The 18,117-nt window shown below is 60.0% G+C and carries 19 protein-coding genes and 1 tRNA gene; 9 read left to right on the top strand and 11 right to left on the bottom strand.

Features of this window, described 5'->3' with window-relative positions; genetic code table 11:
• The first annotated feature begins 17 nt into the window (after window positions 1–17).
• Together ACNQFG_RS15595 and ACNQFG_RS15590 are read left to right on the top strand one after the other, a co-directional pair.
• A complete protein-coding gene (locus ACNQFG_RS15595) occupies window positions 18–1,211 on the top strand; it encodes a macrolide family glycosyltransferase (protein ID WP_423405537.1) in 1,194 nt (397 codons plus the stop codon).
• A gap of 79 nt (window positions 1,212–1,290) precedes the next feature.
• Window positions 1,291–1,443, top strand: a complete 153-nt coding sequence (locus ACNQFG_RS15590) for a hypothetical protein (protein ID WP_242852986.1) — start codon at window positions 1,291–1,293, stop codon at window positions 1,441–1,443.
• Window positions 1,444–1,642: 199 nt separating this feature from the next.
• Here the strand turns inward: ACNQFG_RS15590 and ACNQFG_RS15585 are convergent, their stop codons facing one another.
• The 3 genes from ACNQFG_RS15585 to ACNQFG_RS15575 form a co-directional block, all read right to left on the bottom strand.
• The gene (locus ACNQFG_RS15585; protein WP_423405536.1) at window positions 1,643–1,894 is read right to left on the bottom strand and encodes a DUF6061 family protein; all 252 of its coding nucleotides are present in this window, start codon (window positions 1,892–1,894) and stop codon (window positions 1,643–1,645) included.
• A gap of 368 nt (window positions 1,895–2,262) precedes the next feature.
• Window positions 2,263–2,346: transfer RNA gene (locus ACNQFG_RS15580), tRNA-Leu, on the bottom strand.
• A gap of 127 nt (window positions 2,347–2,473) precedes the next feature.
• A complete protein-coding gene (locus ACNQFG_RS15575) occupies window positions 2,474–3,436 on the bottom strand; it encodes a biotin--[acetyl-CoA-carboxylase] ligase (protein WP_423405535.1) in 963 nt (320 codons plus the stop codon).
• 186 nt (window positions 3,437–3,622) lie between these two features.
• Here ACNQFG_RS15575 and ACNQFG_RS15570 point away from each other — a divergent pair, with 186 nt between their 5' ends.
• From ACNQFG_RS15570 to ACNQFG_RS15555, 4 genes are read left to right on the top strand one after another with little or no spacing between them, the layout of a single operon-like run.
• Window positions 3,623–4,156, top strand: coding sequence for an RNA polymerase sigma factor (locus tag ACNQFG_RS15570; protein ID WP_423405534.1), 534 nt, complete (start codon window positions 3,623–3,625; stop codon window positions 4,154–4,156).
• Complete coding sequence (locus ACNQFG_RS15565; protein ID WP_423405533.1) at window positions 4,137–4,646, top strand: hypothetical protein; 510 nt, start codon at window positions 4,137–4,139, stop codon at window positions 4,644–4,646. The genes ACNQFG_RS15570 and ACNQFG_RS15565 overlap by 20 nt, the downstream gene beginning before the upstream one ends.
• 19 nt (window positions 4,647–4,665) lie before the next feature.
• Entirely contained in the window at window positions 4,666–5,367 is a 702-nt protein-coding gene (locus tag ACNQFG_RS15560) for a hypothetical protein (protein WP_423405532.1), read from the top strand.
• On the top strand, window positions 5,354–6,172 hold the full coding sequence (locus tag ACNQFG_RS15555) for a hypothetical protein (protein ID WP_423405531.1): 819 nt from the start codon (window positions 5,354–5,356) through the stop codon (window positions 6,170–6,172). Before ACNQFG_RS15560 ends, ACNQFG_RS15555 begins: the two co-directional genes overlap by 14 nt.
• A 133-nt stretch (window positions 6,173–6,305) precedes the next feature.
• On the opposite strand, the gene pflA is transcribed toward ACNQFG_RS15555, so the two are convergent.
• From pflA to ACNQFG_RS15520, 7 genes are all read right to left on the bottom strand, one after another.
• Window positions 6,306–7,061 carry a pyruvate formate-lyase-activating protein gene (gene pflA, locus ACNQFG_RS15550; protein WP_423405530.1) on the bottom strand — a complete coding sequence of 252 codons (756 nt, stop codon included), beginning with the start codon at window positions 7,059–7,061 and terminating at the stop codon, window positions 6,306–6,308.
• Window positions 7,048–9,300: a formate C-acetyltransferase gene (gene pflB, locus ACNQFG_RS15545; RefSeq protein WP_154260756.1), complete on the bottom strand. Its 2,253-nt coding sequence runs from the start codon at window positions 9,298–9,300 to the stop codon at window positions 7,048–7,050. Before pflB ends, pflA begins: the two co-directional genes overlap by 14 nt.
• Before the next feature lie 547 nt (window positions 9,301–9,847).
• Window positions 9,848–10,882, bottom strand: coding sequence for a lysylphosphatidylglycerol synthase transmembrane domain-containing protein (locus ACNQFG_RS15540; protein ID WP_423405529.1), 1,035 nt, complete (start codon window positions 10,880–10,882; stop codon window positions 9,848–9,850).
• A gap of 287 nt (window positions 10,883–11,169) precedes the next feature.
• Window positions 11,170–12,771 (bottom strand): glycosyltransferase family 4 protein, encoded by a 1,602-nt coding sequence (locus ACNQFG_RS15535; RefSeq protein ID WP_423405528.1) that lies wholly within the window; start codon window positions 12,769–12,771, stop codon window positions 11,170–11,172.
• A gap of 16 nt (window positions 12,772–12,787) precedes the next feature.
• Window positions 12,788–13,609 (bottom strand): hypothetical protein, encoded by an 822-nt coding sequence (locus tag ACNQFG_RS15530; protein WP_423405527.1) that lies wholly within the window; start codon window positions 13,607–13,609, stop codon window positions 12,788–12,790.
• Between the two features lie 57 nt (window positions 13,610–13,666).
• Window positions 13,667–14,368, bottom strand: coding sequence for an acyltransferase family protein (locus tag ACNQFG_RS15525; RefSeq protein WP_423405526.1), 702 nt, complete (start codon window positions 14,366–14,368; stop codon window positions 13,667–13,669).
• The gene (locus ACNQFG_RS15520) at window positions 14,347–14,802 is read right to left on the bottom strand and encodes an acyltransferase family protein (protein WP_423405525.1); all 456 of its coding nucleotides are present in this window, start codon (window positions 14,800–14,802) and stop codon (window positions 14,347–14,349) included. Before ACNQFG_RS15520 ends, ACNQFG_RS15525 begins: the two co-directional genes overlap by 22 nt.
• Before the next feature lie 374 nt (window positions 14,803–15,176).
• Between ACNQFG_RS15520 and ACNQFG_RS15515 the strand changes: the two genes are divergently transcribed.
• The 3 genes from ACNQFG_RS15515 (at window position 15,177) to ACNQFG_RS15505 (ending at window position 17,256) form a co-directional block, all read left to right on the top strand.
• Window positions 15,177–16,688 carry a class I adenylate-forming enzyme family protein gene (locus tag ACNQFG_RS15515; RefSeq protein WP_423405524.1) on the top strand — a complete coding sequence of 504 codons (1,512 nt, stop codon included), beginning with the start codon at window positions 15,177–15,179 and terminating at the stop codon, window positions 16,686–16,688.
• Between the two features lie 182 nt (window positions 16,689–16,870).
• Entirely contained in the window at window positions 16,871–17,113 is a 243-nt protein-coding gene (locus ACNQFG_RS15510; protein WP_097791356.1) for an acyl carrier protein, read from the top strand.
• Complete coding sequence (locus tag ACNQFG_RS15505; RefSeq protein ID WP_423405523.1) at window positions 17,110–17,256, top strand: hypothetical protein; 147 nt, start codon at window positions 17,110–17,112, stop codon at window positions 17,254–17,256. The genes ACNQFG_RS15510 and ACNQFG_RS15505 overlap by 4 nt, the downstream gene beginning before the upstream one ends.
• A gap of 45 nt (window positions 17,257–17,301) precedes the next feature.
• On the opposite strand, the gene ACNQFG_RS15500 is transcribed toward ACNQFG_RS15505, so the two are convergent.
• Window positions 17,302–18,108 carry a TPM domain-containing protein gene (locus ACNQFG_RS15500; RefSeq protein ID WP_423405522.1) on the bottom strand — a complete coding sequence of 269 codons (807 nt, stop codon included), beginning with the start codon at window positions 18,106–18,108 and terminating at the stop codon, window positions 17,302–17,304.
• Window positions 18,109–18,117 lie beyond the last annotated feature (9 nt).

The raw sequence follows: 18,117 nt of genomic DNA, 5'->3' as shown, positions 1-18,117 counted from the left end.
TTGAAAGGAGTTTTTGTATGCATATCGCATTCGTATCGCTGGGCGCCTTCGGGCACATCAATCCTACCCTGGCCCTCGTCACCGAACTGGTGAAGAAAGGCGTCCGGGTGACTTATTTCACCACTGAAGCCTTCCGCACTATCATCGAGCCCACCGGGGCAAAGTTCGTCGCCGTACCCTCCTGGATGGCGGAAAACGACAAGCATAATGAGGACGGCGAAAAGAAAGAGGATGACGGCGGAGTGGCCGCCGCGGTGCCCTTCCTGTTCTTAAACGAGGCAGGAGCCTACATCGACACTGTGCTGGACACCCTGAAAAACGACAAACCCGACGCTGTCGTCCACGACTTTGCGGGCATTGCCGGCACAATCGCGGCGGACAACCTCAAGGTTGCCAACGTCATGCTCTACACCAGCTACCCCTCCAACGACAGCTACTCGGTAGCCGCCGGGTTCGAGAACTGCCCGCCGGACCACCCTCTGCGCAAAGCCGCAGCGCAGTTGGCCCAGACCTATGCCGAAAAATATGGCTGCCGCCTGCTGACCGTCAAGGAAATCTTCGACGGCCACGGGGACTTCAACCTGGTCATGATGCAGAAAAAGTTGGTTCCCAATTACGAGACTTTCGATGACAGTTTCGTGTTCACCGGGGTACAGATCGGCAAGCGGACCGCCTTCGGCAGCTGGAAGGCCCCCGACAACGGCAAACCCCTGCTGTATTCCTCCCTTGGCACTGCCTTCAACAACTGGCCCGAGTATTACCCCATCCTGTTTGACGCAGTGCGGGACCTGGACATCAACGTCTTTGCCGCGCTCGGCTCCATCGACCCCGCCAGCCTGAAGGACATCCCCGCCAACGTAGAAGTCGGTCAGATGGTACCCCAGCTGGATATCCTGTCCCAGGCGTCGGTGTTCATCACCCACGCCGGCATGGGCGGCACCGGCGAGGCCATCTACTACGGCGTGCCCATGATCGCCATTCCCCAGATGGAAGAACAGGCTATCACCGCCCGCCAGATCGAGAAGCTGGGCCTTGGCTGCGCCTTTCCGGATAAAAACGCCATCACCAGCGAGGGACTGAAAGCAGCTATCTTCAAGCTGCTGATCGAACCTTCTTATAAGGAGACGGCCCACGCCTTCAGCGAGGATATGCGGAGCCTGGGCGGGGCCAAGGCATCGGCGGAAGCCCTGCTGGCCTATTTGAAGCAGTAAGAATGAGATGAGACTAGTATTCTTCAAAAGATTCTACTATTGCTCAAAATCTTTTGAAGATATATAAAATTCATGGAAGATGCGCCTGGTGGCCGGCGAGCCAAATGCCACTTATGTGACCATCAATCTGGGGGAGATCTACATTGCGGACAATATCAAAGAGAAGTCCTTCGGACTGGACGGGCGGCTGGATGAGCTGCTGCCTGCTCTCCGGGAGGCGTGCGAGGCATAGCGATTTACGTATTTTCCGGACATAGCAAAACCTCCTCGTGTAGTTCTATTACCCTACACGGGGAGGCTTTTTGTCTATTGTCTACTTTTTATGGGTCGGTTCAAATTTACACCTCTCCGGAGGTTTACGCAACTATTGGGATGGTCTCCAAAAAAATGCTGGACAACACCAGCTCAAAAATGGTGATGTCCGGCGTTTGTTAGATTTCCAGCCCGTGGCTCCCGGTTACGTTTTTCAAGTATTCCTCCGGGTCACCGTTCAGAATCAAATCCGCATAGCCCAGCGGGTCATTATAGATGAGGTAATCCAACTCCGACCTCTGCGCCATGGTCACGTCCAGTGCATCCTCGACCCCGGTACAGTCAATGGAAATCTTTCTCCCATCCCGGAGCAGCAGTTCCACGCACCCGGTGTCCATGTTGAAATGGCAAGCTCTTGCATCGTACTTCATGTTTGTGTCCTTTCCGCCTTGCGGCACCTTTACAGTTGTGACTTTCGTTACACGTCTTTTTTGATAAGGCTTTGGACACACAGCCGTTTGGAAAGAGCCTTCATTCTGCTTTCCGAAGAAAACGAAAAATCCGAACCCTTCTCCTATCGAGAAAAGGTTCGGATTTTCTGCTTTAACGGCAGTCCTCCCGGTAGACATTCCTACGGGTTGGGAACCGCGCACTAACAAAAGCCCCACTGGGGCTTTTGTTGCCCCGCCTGCGGTGGGGCCGTGCTGTTCAAGTCCTCTTATCCGCATAGCAGAGCGTTTCCAAAAGGACGGACGCAAAAGAAAAAACGACAGCCTTTTTGAAAGCTGTCGTTTGAGAGTGCGGATAAGAGGACTTGAACCTCCACCGAGTTGCCCCGATTAGAACCTGAATCTAACGCGTCTGCCAATTCCGCCATATCCGCATATTCTGTTTTAGTTCGTGAGCTGTGTTGCTCGGAACGATAGTTATTATACCATGGAAACCGGAAATGTCAAGCGCTTTTTTGAAAAAAGTTTTTGGTGGAAGAATCCCCTGCTTTCAGGCCCGGTTCAGGTCGTGCGGGCGGGGCGGATGCTGACCTCGCCGTGGCGCAGGGCAACGGTGCGGCCGTTCTCGCGCTCGACGACGAGCTGGCCGCAGCCGTCGATGAACAGGGCTTTGGCGGCGTAGGTCTCGCGGTTGGTGCAGACCGTCACCCAGTGGCCGGGCACAAAGCACCGGGCGCGGTATTCGTCGAGGCACGAAAAGTCCGGGCAGAGGGCCAGCAGCTCCCGGGCAATGGCCCCGGCCAGTGCGGCTCGGCTCACCGGGGCAGGCCCGCCGGGGTACAGGCTCCCGGCTTTGCGGGCCAGCTCCTCCGGCCAGTCGGCAGCGGTGGAGGTAAGGTTCAGCCCGATGCCCACCACCAGCCATTCCAGCTGTCCGCTCTCGAGGTCGGTCCCCGCTTCGGTCAGGATGCCGCAGACCTTTCTGCCCTGATAGTACAGGTCGTTGACCCACTTGACGGCAAGCTCCAGCCCGCAGAGGGCCTTCACGGCTCGCGCCACAGCGACAGCGGCCCCGATGGTCACGGTCTGGGCATCGGCGGCGGAAAGGTCCGGGCGGAGCAGCAGCGAAAGGTAAACGCCCTTGCCGGCAGGGCTTTCGAAGACCCGGCCCATCCGCCCGCGCCCGGCCTGCTGGTGGCTGGTGAGCACCAGCGTCCCGTGCGGGGCACCGGTCAGCGCCAGCTGCTTGGCCGTCAGGTTGGAGCTTTCGAGGCTGTCGTAGAGGTAGATGGGCGCAGGGTAGCTGCCCACGGCCTCGGCACAGAACGGGTCGCCGCCTGCCAGCCGGTAGCCCCGGCGGGGCGCAGCTTCCAGCGCGTACCCTTGGGCCGTGAGGGCCGCAGCGGCCTTGTGCACGGCAGCGCGGCTCACGCCGAGGGTCTCGGCCAGCTGCTGGCCGGAAACGTAGCTGCCCCCGGCAGCGGAAAGTGCCTGCAGCAATGCCTGCTTCGTATTTGAGGCCATCGGCTTTTCCTCCTGCGGTTTTTGTGATAGTATCATTATAACAGAACGCTTCCTGCTTTGCCAGTAGGGCGGCAGGCAGAAAAAATTTTGGATCTTTTGCAGGAAACGTTCGGCCTGTTTCGTATGAAGAGACAGAGGGGCAGCAAAACCGCCCCGGACATTGCAGAAAGGAGGTCCTGCGGACCGTTGACCACACTGGAATTCAGCGCGATGGTGCAGAAATACCAGTCGCTCGTATATACGGTCTGCCACCAGCTGGTGCCGGATGCCGGCGATGCGCAGGACCTGACGCAGGAGACCTTTCTGGCGGCATGGCGGGCCATTGACCGCTGCCCGTCCGGGTTTGAAAAACAGTGGCTGGCACGCATCGCTGCCAACAAGGCAAAGGACTATCTGCGCAGCGCATGGGTGCGCAGGGTGAACATTCCCGGCGACGATGTGCTGGCGCTGGAAGGTGCGCCGCCCGGCACCCAGCCGGAACAGCAGGTGCTGGATGCTCTGGGCGAGGAAGAGCTCACCGCCATGATCCTGGACCTGCGGGAGCCCTACAGAACGCCTTGCCGTCTGGTGCTGCTGGAACAGCACACCGCTGCCGAAGCCGCTGCCCTCTGCGGGCGGCCGCAGAAGACGGTGGAAGCACAGATCTACCGGGCAAAAAAGATGCTGGCGGAAACGATCCGCCAGGAAAGGAGGAGCGAAGATGGAATGGTTTCGGGATGATGGATGCCTGACGGACGAGGGCCTCCGCGCCCTGACGGCGGGGCAGCTGGATGAATTGGGGAGGCTGGAGACGGCAGAGCATTTATCCTACTGCGATAAATGCATGGAGCGCTACACCGCTCTGCTGACGGCAGATGCGCTGGAAACGCCGCCCCGGTCGATGCGCGGCACCGTGATGAGCACCATCTGGGTGCGGCTGATGCAGAACACCTATGGCCGGGTGGCCGTGGCCAGCGTGGCGGCGGTGCTGGCCCTGTCGATGTGGAAAGCCGGGAACCTGGGGCGGATCACCCGGCTGGGAAGTGAGCTGAACACCATCCTTCCTCCTGCCCAGAGCCAGGATGCCGAACCGGAGCCGCAGAAGCCGGAACCGCTCGGCAAGCCGGTGGAAACGAGGGCCGACCGCGAGAGCGCGGGCAAGCTCCCCAGACCGCTGCAAAAACTGCTGGATGGCGTAACGAACAGCCCCCGCACGACCCCAAATACTTGAGAAATGAGGGAATCCACTTATGAAAAAGAACGGAATTTTGACCCTGTTGTTTGCGCTGATTCCGGGCGCAGGTGAGATGTATCAGGGCTATATGAAGCGCGGCCTGTCGATCATCACGATGTTCTGCCTGTCCATCGCCTTGAGTGCCTGGATGGGGATCTCAATCTTTTATATCGGCGTACCCATTCTTTATATGTACAGCTTTTTCGACACCTTCAATCTGCGGGCGCAGATCGGTCTGGACGCTGCACCGGCGGACGATTATCTCATCCACTTTGACATGAGGGACCGGCGTCTGGAACAGCTGATGGCCGAACGGCACAAGCTGCTGGGCTGGCTGCTCATCGCATGCGGTGGCATGATGGCCTATCAGAACATCATCATGAACACCCTTGGCGACCTGCTCTGGCGCTGGGGCAAGGAGAGCCCGATCTTCCGGGCGCTCTATCTGGTGATGGATCAGCTGCCGGAAGTTCTGGTCTGCGTCGTGCTCATCGTCTGCGGCATCTGGCTGGTCAAAGGCCCCAGGACCGCAAAAAAGAGCGCCCCGAAGACCGAATCGGCGGAAGAGGACTTCACCGAATACCAGCCTGCCCCCAAAAAGGTGAATGTGCAGGCCATCCTGAACAGCATCAACCGCAGGAGCGCAGAGGATGACGAAGCGGCTGCCGGGGAGATGGAGACCGGCGACACCACGGAGGGCAACGATGGAATCGAATAAGACCGAGAAAGTTCCGGTGCGCCGGGTGGGCAGCTTTACGCTGGGCTTCGGCCTGATGGCGGTGGGCGTGTTCTTCCTCTGCTATTATTTTGTGCCGCAGTTCAACTGGGAGCTGGCTCTCAAGATCGCCCCGGCGGCAGGGCTGATCCTGCTGGGCGGCGAGGTGCTCTACTTTGCAGCGAAGCCGGAAAAGTGGAAGTACGATTTCCTGTCCGTCTTCTACTGCCTGCTGCTGATGGTCGTCTGCCTGTGCGTGGGGGCACTGCCCATGATGCTGGACCGCTTCGGCCCCGAAAACGAAATGCGGGTGACCAGGATCACCGCTGAATACGAAGAGGGGCTGTACCATGCCATTGATAAAGAAGCTCCGGAGATCGAACTGCGGAACCTTTCCGCCTGGCTGCAAAACTACTACGGCGATGCCGAGACGGTGGACGCTGCCGCAGCGGAACTCAACAGCGGCCTTGGCACATTGCAGCTGAACATCGAACTGTTCGGCCCCTATGAGAAGAAGGCGGCGTTTGCCATGGACTGCCGGAAGCTGACCGACATCATCCAGAAACAGGCAGCACGGCCTGCTTCTGTGACCTTCTTCTACGACGGCACCGCAGGGAACGCGGAAGAAGACCTGAACAGCGGGAGCGTGAAGCCGGGGTGCAGCTACACCCTGACGCTGAACGGCGAAGTCCAGCTGGACTGGTCTGCGGATCAGATGACCAGACAGACCGAAGCCACCGCACTGCTGGAGGAAGAAAACGACAGCGTTGCAGAATATGAAGCTGCGGAAGGCGAAGCCGCGGACTGAAACACGAACAGCCACTGCACGTTTGGTGCGGTGGCTGTTTTGGTGTGCGGAAAAGGCCTGAAAACAACACCCCCGCCCCTCAGAGCGCTGCAACGCGCCGAAGGGCGGGGGTGGTTTGATTCAGAGAGGACCGTTAGCCGGGGTATCTCCGGACCTCCAGCAGGTCCTCAGCCCGGCGGACCTGTTCCGCAGTGGGCGGCACGGCGTCCGGCAGTGGATAAGGGATGCCCAGCTTCTGCCACTTGAACAGGCCCAGCGTGTGGTAGGGCAGCACCTCCACCCGCTGCACCGTTTTCAGGCTGCGGATGAAGTCTGCGGTCCTGCGCAGGCCCTCTTCGTCGTCGGTCAGGCCGGGCACCAGCACATGCCGGATCCACAGCGGGATGCCGAGGTCAGAAATATGCCGCGCCATCGCAAGGATGTTGGCATTGTCTTTGCCGGTGAGCTGCCGGTGGCGTTCCGGGTCGATCTCCTTCAGGTCGAGAATGACCAGACTGGTGGACTTCATCAGCCGGTCGAAACCGGCCAGATAATCCGGGTCATCGGGCCGGAAGGGCTGCCCGGCGGTATCCAGAGCCGTGTGCACGCCTTTGGAGCGGGCCAGCTCGAAGAATGCCGTCAGGAACTCCATCTGGCGCAGCGGCTCGCCGCCGCTGACCGTGATGCCGCCCTTTTTGCCCCAGTAGTTGCGGTAGCGGTAGACCCGCTGGAACAGCTTTTCTGCCGTCCATTCCTCGCCGCCCTCCGCAGCCCACGTTTCCGGGTTGTGGCAGTATTTGCACCGCAGGGCACACCCCTGCAAAAACACCACAAAGCGCACACCGGGGCCGTCCACAGAGCCGAAAGATTCCAGCGAGTGGACATAGCCGATGGGGTTACAGGGCTGCATGGCAGGTGCGGGAGATAACGTCCATCTGCTGCTCGCGGGTCAGGTCGATGAACTTGACGGCGTAGCCGGAGACGCGGATGGTGAAGTTGGCGTACTCCTCCTTCTCGGGGTGCTCCATGGCATCCAGCAGCTTCTCCTTGCCAAAGACGTTCACGTTCAGGTGGTGTGCGCCCTGATCGAAGTAGCCGTCCATGACCTGTACCAGATTCTCCACCCGCTCGCCTTCGCTGTGGCCCAGAGCGTCCGGGTTGATGGTCTGGGTGTTGGAGATGCCGTCCAGTGCCCAGTGGTAGGGCAGCTTTGCCACCGAGTTCAGGGAAGCCAGCAGGCCGTTCTGCTCTGCGCCGTAGCTGGGGTTTGCACCGGGAGCAAACGGGGTGAATGCGGCACGGCCGTCGGGCAGCGCGCCGGTGTACTTGCCGTACACCACGTTGGAGGTGATGGTCAGGATAGAGGTGGTAGCCTCAGAGTTGCGGTAGGTGTGGCGCTTCTTGATCATCTCCAGGAAGGTGCGCAGCAGCCACACGCCGATCTCGTCGGCGCGGTCATCGTCGTTGCCGTACTTGGGGAAGTCGCCCTCGGTCTCAAAGCCGGTGGCAAGGCCGCTCTCGTCACGCACTACCTTGACCTTGGCGTACTTGATGGCGCTCAGGGAGTCGATGACGTGGGAGAAGCCTGCAATGCCGGTGGCAAAGGTGCGGCGCACGTCGGTGTCGATAAGGGCCATCTCGGCTTCCTCATAGTAGTATTTGTCGTGCATATACTGGATCAGGTTCAGCACATTGACGTACAGGCCAGCCAGCCAGTCCAGCATCTGGACATACTTGGGCAGCACCTCGTCGTAGTTCAGGTACTCGCTGGTGATGGGGGCATAGTTGGGGCCGCACTGCTCGTGGCTCTTCTCGTCCACACCGCCGTTGATGGCGTACAGCAGGCACTTGGCAAGGTTGGCGCGGGCACCGAAGAACTGCATCTCCTTGCCGGTCTGGGTGGCAGACACGCAGCAGCAGATGGAGTAATCATCGCCCCACACGGGCTTCATCACGTCGTCATTCTCGTACTGGACAGAGCTGGTATCGATGGACACCTTGGCGGCATATTTCTTGAAGCTCTCCGGCAGGGCGGAGGAGTACAGAACGGTCAGGTTCGGCTCCGGTGCGGGGCCCATGTTTTCCAGCGTGTGCAGGAAGCGGTAGCAGTTCTTGGTGACCATGCTGCGGCCATCCATGCCGATGCCGCCCACTTCCAGCGTTGCCCACACGGGGTCGCCGGAGAACAGCTGGTTGTAGCTGGGGATGCGGGCAAACTTGACCATGCGGAACTTCATGACCATGTGGTCGATCAGCTCCTGAGCCTGGGTCTCGGTCAGGATGCCGTTGTCCAGATCGCGCTGGATATAGATATCCAGGAAGGTGGAGATGCGGCCCACGCTCATGGCAGCGCCGTTCTGGGTCTTGATGGCGGCCAGATACCCGAAATACAGCCACTGGCAGGCCTCCTTGGCGTTCTTTGCGGGCTGAGAGATATCATAGCCGTAGGCCTCGGCCATCTTCTTCATGCCCTTCAGGGCACTGATCTGGCGGGCGATTTCCTCGCGCAGGCGGATCACGTCGTCGGTCATGGTGCCGTCGCCGCAGTTGGCAAAGTCCTCCTGCTTGAACTTGATCAGTGCATCGATGCCGTACAGGGCCACGCGGCGGTAGTCGCCCACGATGCGGCCGCGGCCGTAGGTGTCCGGCAGGCCGGTGATGATGTGGGTGTGGCGGGCCGCCTTCATCTCAGGGGTGTAGGCATCAAACACAGCCTGATTGTGGGTGCGGGTATAATCGGTAAAGATCTTGTGCAGCTCGGCGCTGGGCTGGTAGCCGTAGGTGGTGCAGGCCTGCTCTGCCATCTTGATGCCGCCGTAGGGCATGAAGGCGCGCTTGAGGGGCTTGTCGGTCTGCAGACCCACGATCTGCTCCAGATCCTTCAGGCTTTCGTCGATATAGCCGGGGCCGTAAGCAGTCAGGCTGCTGACCACTTCGGTCTCCATATCCAGCACGCCGCCCTTGGCGCGCTCGGCCTTCTGCAGCTTCTGCAGGGCCCCCCACAGCTTGTCGGTCGCCTCGGTGGGGCCGGCCAGAAAGCTTTCGTCGCCGTCATACGGGGTGTAGTTCTTCTGGATGAAGTCGCGCACATTGACTTCTTCTTTCCAGATGCGGCCCTCAAAGCCTTCCCACTGTTCAAAATTGATCATTGGAACCTCCTTGCTCTTTACCATTTTCTCAATGGTTAGCATAATCTAACTAATGAGCCTTTGAAAAACCGCTTCTCGGCGGTTTTCTGGGGGCGTACGAATGAGCTGCAAGGCGCAGGCAGATGCAGACACCCAGCAGCCTTAAGAATATAATATCAGTGTTTTTTTCAAAAAGCAAGAGGGAACGGATGGATTTTACACAAAGGCGGGAAAGGTTTCTTAGTGCAAGTGTCCAATTTTTGGAGAAAAAGCTTTTTCCGCAAAAAAATTTCAAATCGGGGCTTGACAGGCATGACAAACTATGGTATCCTGTTGTCACGGCAAGGTTAGTTAAATCTAACCAAGGCTGCGAGACCCTCTGCAAAGGGTTCCGATTCCTCCATTCCATACTCACTTTTTCTTTTGGCAGGGTGCGGCATTCTGGTTTGCTCCGCCCCTCCTGCGCGGCAAAGGCGGCTCTGGTACAGCGGCCTTTGCGAAAACAGAAAACAAAAAACGGGACGCACAGCTTGACCACCTGTGTGCCCCGATTTTTGTTTGTAACGGTCTATTTCTGTGCATCCATCTGGTCCAGATGTTTCTGGGCGAAGAGGGAGGCCACGGCGGAAAAGCCGAAAACGAAGTAGTAGCTGGCGATGCGGAAGAGCATCAGGGTGCTCATGGCCTCGCCGCGGGTCATGAAGGAGCCGAAGACGAGGAGAAAAGCCGTCTCGATGGAACCCATACCGGCCACGTTGGGCAGGGCGTTGGAGAGGAAGAGCATCAGGCTGGCGAGCAGCTGCACCTGCCAGAAGCTGAGGCCGCAGGGCAGGCCCATGAACCGGATGCAGAGATACGGCAAGGTGTACATCAGAAAGAGCTTGAGGGTGTGCAGCGCGAAGATCTGGATGCAGCGGCCCTTGTCGGCGAGGAGGTGGCGGCTCTCGGTGCCGAGGGTGTCCAGCTGCTCCAGCCATTTTTCCCGGCGGGTCTGCCAGGAGTCAGTCCTGGGCAGGTAGCCCAACGCCCAGCGGGCCAGCCGCTGGATGAGGGGCGATACACAGACCAGCACCAGCGCTACGATGATGACGGCCACCACGGCATAGGCCATGGGCAGATAATTCATCACACCGGTGGTGTTGGCGGCAAGCCATCTGTGCTGAAACAGCAGCATCACCGTGGCATACAGCAGCACGGTGGTTTTGTGGAACACGTACTGCAGGGTCATCAGGCCCACGCCCGGGCCAACCGGCAGGCCGCAGCGGTAGAGGTAGTAGGACTGCATCGGCATGGCACCGGCACCCAGGCAGATGACGTTGCCGAAGGTGCCCATGAACGACGATTCCAGCGCCTGTCGCACGGTGAAACCGGGCATCCGGCTGCGGATGATGACCCAGCTGACCAGACCTTCCAGCACCGGGTAGGTCAGGCCCACGGCCAGCACGAGCAACACCTGCCAGAAGCGCAGCTGTGCCAGCGCGGCAGAGATCTCGGCCCAGTGGCGCTGGAAGATCCAGAAGACGATGCCGGTGAGCACCACCAGAACGGTGAGCGAGAGGATCGTTTTTTTGCGGGACGGCTGCTGCGGGGTGGACTGGTCCATCAGAGAAGGCTCCTTTCGAGATCGTTGGTTGCAGTATACCACAGCAGCCGGAGCGGTTTGTGAACTTGTACGAAATTTTTCTCGTCAATTTGAGCGAAGTGATAAAAAATCCTTCGTACAACCTCTCAGTCTCGCTCACGCTCGCCAGAGGCTCCCCTGGTAGGGGAGCCTCTGGCGAAACCATTGACTTTGCGAGGACTGCCAAAGCCTCCCCTACAAGGGAAGGTGGCATTGCGAAGCAATGACGGAGAGGTTGTACGAAGGAAAAGTGAATCACAAATAAAACGTTAATGCCCTTCGGTCAGCTCTTTCACTGCAGCGGTGAGAGTGTCGGCGAAGGACTGCTTGGAGTAGTGCTTCTCATAGAGCCTGCGGCAGTCGGCCCGCATGGCAGCGAGCTTCTCCGGGTGGAGGATGGCCCACTCCAGAATGGAGGCCAGCTTTTCCGGGTCGTCGTCCGGGTAGGTGAAACCATCTACCCCTTCGGTGATGAGACCGGCAGTGCCGGTGTGTTCCGACACGATGGAGGGTTTGCCAAAGATGAGGCCCTCGGTGACGAAAGTGGGCATTGGGTCGTCGCGGGAGGCGCAGACGAGGCAGGTGCACTGCTCCATCAGATTCTTGATCTCATCCCGGCTGAGCCGCTTGCAGTAGAAGACGTTGGCCGGGTGTTCGGTGGTCAGGGTGCGGACGGCGTCCATCATCTCCTGGTCGGCAGCTTTGCCCACGAAGAGGAAGGTTGCTTTTTCCCGCACGGCGTCGGGCAGCAGGCGGATGGCCTTGCAGAAGATGTCCTGCCCCTTTCGGCGCTCGAACGAGCCGACCGTGGCGAAGAGGGGCTTGTCGGCGGGGTAGCCCAAATCGCAGCGGGGGAAATCCTCAGCGGCATAGTCCGGCAGGCCGTAGATGAGGGGGCGGATGTCGAACTGGGGGCGGACCGAGTGCATGGCGGCGGCAGCGTGTTTGCCGACCGAGTAGAGCTGCACATTGGGCGCAATGTGCTTGGGGATCTGGTGCGCGATGTGGGGGTAGCCCGCAAAGGCATCGTGGAGCCACCAGAGCACCGGCACCGGCGCGTTGCTCAGGGCGCGGATAACGCGGGCCTCGACCACGGTGTTGGCTAGCACGAAGTCGGCGCAGAGCGCCAGCCCCCAGAGGGTGTTCGAGGAGGTGCAGCCCGCGCGGGTGATGACGGCGGCTCCGGCATCCACAAAGAGCTGGAGCGAGCCGGAATCGTCCGGGCCGAGGACCACGACCTCGTAGCCCATGCTGCGGAGCACCGGCACGGCGCTGACCAGCACGATGGGGGCACCGGTCATGTCCAGCACATGGCTCATGACGAAGGCCCGCTTGCCGGAGGCGGAATAGGCATCCTCGGCGCAGATGTCCCGCTCGTAGTGGAGCAGGGCCTGCGGGATGCAGACCGGAGCCTCGCAGAGCTGCGCGGCCAAAGCCAGCAGCTCAGTGACGCTTTCGGGATCCCGCGCGGCGGCGCGGCAGCGGGCCAGCAGGCTGCGGCTGACGAGAGCAAACTTGTTCTCGGCCAGATGCCCATGGCTCTGGTAGAGGGCCGTCTGCCCCGAAAAGCCGAAGACTGCGTTGCAGACGGCGTAGTCTGCGCCGTCCCGCAGGGCCTGGGCGAAATAGGTCAGGGTGGTGGAGAGACAGGCAACGTCCTCACTGACGAGGAGCACACCGGCCACCGCGTCGGTCAGCTCTCCGGCCAGATGGTCCACCAGACGGAATTTGCGGTGGAGCTGGTCCTGCAGAGCCTGCGCCAGAACGCGGCTGCGCAGCGGCGCATAGACGAGCAGATAGGTGCTCTGGGTGTCAGTGTAGGTCTGCTTTGCCAGCTGTTCCCGCTGCAGGGAAGTGTAACTGTTGTACATGCGCGTCCCTCCCGGCTCAGTGGCGGAACAGCCCCAGCAGGCGGCGCAGGGGCCGTGTCAGCCTCCAGCTGCTGCTGTTCAGGACGCCTTCCAGCGAAGTCTCGTAGGCCTGACGGCGGGTTTCTGCCTCGGCGTTCTTCTGGTGCAGTTCGCTAATCTGCTGCTGCAGCGCGGCAATGGCCTGCTGCTGTGCGGCGATCTGGTCGTTGAGAACGGCGATGTGCTGGGCCTCGCTGTCTCTGGTCTTCTGGTAGAACTGGAGGCCCTCCAGCACGGTGTTGAAGAGCGGCTTGTCGGCCAGCGTTTCCAGCGGGCAGTAATGGTAGGAGACGCCCAGCTTCATCCCGGCGGGGAAATGGGTCACACCGTCCAGCAGATAGTTGGGGTCGCGGTCAAGGAAGAGAGTGCTGTCGCTGGGCAGAGTCAGGCCGTTGACCGGGCGGCAGAGCACCCGGTCGTCCGAAAAGCTCAGATTGGTGATGCAGCAGGGCAGTTCGCCCGGATCAAGCCGCAGGGCGCGGGCGGTCACGGGCAGCTCAAAGGTCGCGATGACGACACCCGTCAGCTCGTCCACCTCGTAGTCCGGGGCGGTGAGGGTGTCTTTCTCCGAAAAGCCGAAGCCCGCATCAAAATAGAGGGTGGGCTGCAGCAGAGCGGGGGAGTCGGTGTGCTTCTCGTTCTGGGGATGGGCCGCAAGGTAGGACTGCACTTCCTGTTCCAGCCCAAGGCAGCGTTCTGCCAGACGGGAGACGCCCTCGTCCGAGAGCTTGAGCTGCTGCTCGAGGTCCGCGATGCGGGCCTGCAGGGCAGCCGTAGAGGCAGGAGCTTCGTTGTTCATAACCGGATTCTCCTCATCATATATAAATTCACTTCAGCGGGGAGACCCCGCAAAAATTCAGTGTCGGGCCGCATAACGCCGCTGTACCGGGTCCGCACGTCGGGCGGCCGCATTCCGGGCAGCGGTGCGCTGGAGCTTCCAGTCGCGGCGGCGGAGCAGCAGCTCGCAGATCAGCAGGATCGAACCCATGGACACCGCAAAGTGGGTCACAAGGCCCAGAGCCTCCCGGCCCGCAAACTTCTGCGCCATCAGATACCAGGGGATGGCGGTGAGCTCCACGGTGTGGATGCAGAAGATGTACAGCGACCGCTGGCCGATGGCCTGTACGCCGTGGGTGATGAAATTGTCCACATGGCGCTGGAAGAAGAGCAGCAGCGACAGCATACCCAGACCGGTCATCACATCCAGCAGGATGCTCACGGGGCCGAAGGTCCATTCGGCCATCGAGACGCAGTCGGTGCTCTGGGTGGCCAGCACAAGGCCCGCAACAGCCAGCGCCGAGGCGATCATGCCGAGCTTGAGCTTCCAGGACAGGGGCCTGTCGAAGATCTTGTGCTGCTTGGCCAGATACCCAACGTAGAGCGCCGGAACCGTGACCATGCCCTGGCCGATGCAGAAGGGGACCTCCCAGGTGATGCAGATGCCCCAGCCCAACAACATGGTGCCCAGCACGGCCCAGGGTATGTATGGTTCGGGGAAGATGTTCAGGATCACATCCAGCAGCACCCAGCCTACCATCAGCGCCAGCAGATACCACATCGGCCCGCAGGAGAAGAAGGTCTGCCCGGCGTAGATGGAGGTATGGGGTAGGCCCAGCGCAAAACCGCCGAAGACCTTGAGGGTCTCTGGGCAGCGCCCTCGACCGAGCCGAAGGTGAGATAGTGGATGAGAAAATGGAAGAACGTCGTGGCAAGCCCGGTATAAAGGTAGGGTTTGAGCAGGCTTTTGAGCTGCTGGTGGATGCACTTGTGGATAGAGCGCTTGCGGAAGCCGTAGCCGCTGGCGATGTAGAACGCCGCCATCAGTGACTCCCGGTAGGCGAACAGATAAAAGGTCATGGGCGTGATGGTCGTCGTGGCACCCACCGGATACAGCTCGGCGGAGTGCGCGAACACGATGGTCAGCATTCCGATGCCCTTGAGAAAATCAAACATGCCCAATGAATTGGCTGTGCGGGGTTTGGTACCCTCCATGAAATGCCCTCCTTTGCGCCGAGATCACCGGGGGAGTGGCAGATGCCGAATTCGGGCGCAAGATGTTAAAAGTTACAAAATCGTTATAAATAAGTATAATGCTTTTTTGAGGTTCTGTCAATCAAAGACGGACAGCCTGCAAAAAGCCCTCCCGGTGCAGAAAAAGTGTACCACACCCGCTGCCCCTGCGCAATGAATGGGAGCAAATCCCATCTGTCTGCACAAGTTGGATGCAAGTTTATATTGCATATTTGTGCAACTAAAACTTGCATTTAGTTCCGGAATGCGGTATACTGAGAACCATAGCACCCAAACTTTGCCAAAAAGCGGGATTCATTGGAAAAAACGCCAAACAAACAAGGAGTGTATAAAATATGACCAGAGAAGAGTGCTGCGCCGTTGTTGCTGAAAAAGACATGCCGAGGACGGTCTATGATATGATCGTTGCCATGCAGGAAAAATACGCCGAGCGCCCGGCATTCCGCTGGGTGGACGACGCCACCAAGACCGTGCAGGAGAAGACCTACGGCCAGTTCGTGGAGGACATCCGCAAGATGACCAGCTATCTGCAGGCAAATGTTGCCGATGTAAAGGGCCAGCGCATCGTCATCCTGAGCCGCACCAACTACGAGTACGGTGTGGTGACCTTCGGCGCTGTGATGGCCAGTGCCGTCATCGTGACCCTGAACCAGAAAAAGACCTGGCCGGAGCTGGAGTATGAGCTGGGCCTGAGCGAGCCTGCCCTCATCTTTACCGACGGCATCGACTACGGCTATGCCGACGAGCTCAAGGCCGCCTACGGCGACAAGCTCCGCCCCATGAACGCCTATGAGGGCAGCACCCCGGCCGAGCTGGCCAACCGCATCGACACCAACGCCCTGATGGTCCTGATGTTCACCTCCGGCACTACGGGCCGCAGCAAGGGCGTGATGCTGAGCGAGAAGAACTACTTCAGCGCCGTGCGGATGTATGTTGCTGGCCAGGCGGCCGTTATGAGAAAGGCCCAGGAACTGGCCCCGAAGGATATGGACAAGCCCTTCAGCCACTTCACGCTGGTGCCCATGTTCCACCTGTCCGGCTTCATCTGCTACTTCGCCTACGGCATCCATGGCTGGACCCTGAACCTCTGTGCGGACCCGCGCGACGTGCGCCGCGATATGTCCATGATGCACAGCGACGCCATGTCCACCCCGCCGGTGCTGGTGGAGATGATCTACAACGAGATCCGCCGCGGCAATCAGGACAAGCTGAACGGCCTGTGGAACCTGAGCTGCTCTTCTGCCATCCTCGACCCGGAGATCCTGAGCTACCTCATCGCCCACGGCTTCTACATCAATCAGTGCTACTCCATGACCGAGCTGGCCGGCTATGGCCTGCTGAACATTGCGCAGGAGGGCGAGCACCTGCGCGCTCTGGGCAAGCCGGACGGCTTCTGCGAGATCAAGCTGGATGAGACCGGTGAGATCTGCGTCCGCGGTGATGTCGTCATGCTGGGCTACTACAAGGACCCGGAGGCCACCGCCGAGGTCATTGACGCGGACGGCTGGTTCCACACTGGCGATCTGGCCCGCAAGGACGAGGACGGCTACTATTTCCTGACCGGCCGCAAGAAGAACCTCATCATTCTGGACAGCGGCGAGAACGTCAGCCCCGAAGAGCTGGAAAAGCTGCTGGGCAAGTGCACCGACATCAAGGAGTGCGTCGTCAAGGAGATGGGCAAGAAGATCGGTGCCGTCATCTGCTGCGAGCCGGACAAGGAGCAGACCGTCCGCGCCTTCGTCACCGAGCTGAACCGCACCCTGCCGCTGTACAAGCGTATGAGCGCAGTGGAGTGCACCGCAGAGCCGCTGCCCCGCAACGCCATGGGAAAACTGCTGCGTAAGTAAGAGCGCATTTGTAGAAAATCTGTAAAGCTGTATGGCGAAATATTGCAATTCCCCTGAAAAACGGGTATTATAAAACTGCATGACGTCGGTACAGGCCGGGACCAGAATGGGAAAACCGGGCCGCGCGGGGCATCCCCTTGCGCTGCGACGCTGAAATCCATCATGGAAAGGAAGATTTTTTGATGCAAAGAGCAGAAATCGTGTCCCAGATCCTCGCGGTCCTGGAGGACGTGGCAGAGATCAGCCCGGAGGACGTGAACGAAGACAGCGTCCTGATGGACGATCTGGATCTGTCCTCAATGGAGATCCTGACCATTGTGGCAGACCTCGAGGAGACCTTCGGCCTGCGCATCCCTGAAAAGGAGCTGCGCAACTTTGTGACCATCGCGGACGTGGCAGATTATCTGGCAGATAACGCGGGGTGAACGGATTGAACGAGACGCAGTGCGCCGTTTTTCAGGGCATCGTGTATGATTACCGCGCCAATCGGGTGATCTGCCGCTATCAGATCGCCCTGCACGACCCTGTGGACCCGGCGCTGGAGGCGGCGGAACTCAACGAACAATAAAAAAGGTGTTGCTGCGAATTTCTTGCAGCAACACCTTTTTTGTTTTCAGAAGGAACCGCCCGACGAGCCGCCGAAGCCGTCGCTGTCGGTGGTGGAACCGCCGGAGTCGCTTTCGGGCTGGGGCGGGTCGTAGACCTCGACGCGGTCGGTGTGGGTGTAGCGGTCGGTCTTGACCCGCAGCTTGAGCCCGGCACCGATGTAGTCGTCGGCCTCGGTCTTGAGCTGGGCCGTCTTCATCCGGCTGTACAGGATGCCGCAGACCACGGCGGCGATGAGCATCGGGATGCCCACCACGATGAGGATGCCGATCAGGCCGAGGCCGCCGTCCGGGTCGTTGTCGTAGTCCAGCGGCTCGCCGTTCTCGGCGTAGAAGTCCAGTGTGCTGGCGCAGAGGTCGATGTAGGTCTGGGCAGCGTCGGCGTAGTCGCCGTCCGACAGCAGGGGCACGACCTCGTCTTCCAGCTGCTCGATGCGGTAGTCGGTAAAGGCGGTGACGCCCCCGCCGTAAGTGATGGTGACGTACTTGCGGGAGCCGAGGGCGATCATGAATAGGATGCCGCTTTTTCCGCTGCCGGAGCCAAGGTCGTTCTGCACATAATAGTTCTTGGCATAGGCGCGCTGGTCGGTGTCGCCGATGCTGTCCACCGTGAGGAAATAGACGTCGCAGTCATGCCCGGCGGAAGCGTCCTCGGCGCTGGATTCCAGCTGGGCGAGGGTGTCGGCGTCGAACAGGCCGTACTCATCCCGCACAAGGGGCGCGTCGGCCAGTGCCGGGCAGGCGAGACAGGCCGCAAGGATCAGAGCGGCAAGGAATGCGCAGAGGCTGCGCAGGCAATGGGTGTGAGGATTCATTCTGCGCAC

The sequence above is a fragment of the Faecalibacterium prausnitzii genome (genome assembly GCF_049532945.1).
GTDB classification, from domain to species: domain Bacteria; phylum Bacillota; class Clostridia; order Oscillospirales; family Ruminococcaceae; genus Faecalibacterium; species Faecalibacterium prausnitzii_N.
The sequence above is the reverse complement of the archived record's forward strand: the minus strand, read 5'-3'. Positions and strand labels throughout refer to the sequence as shown.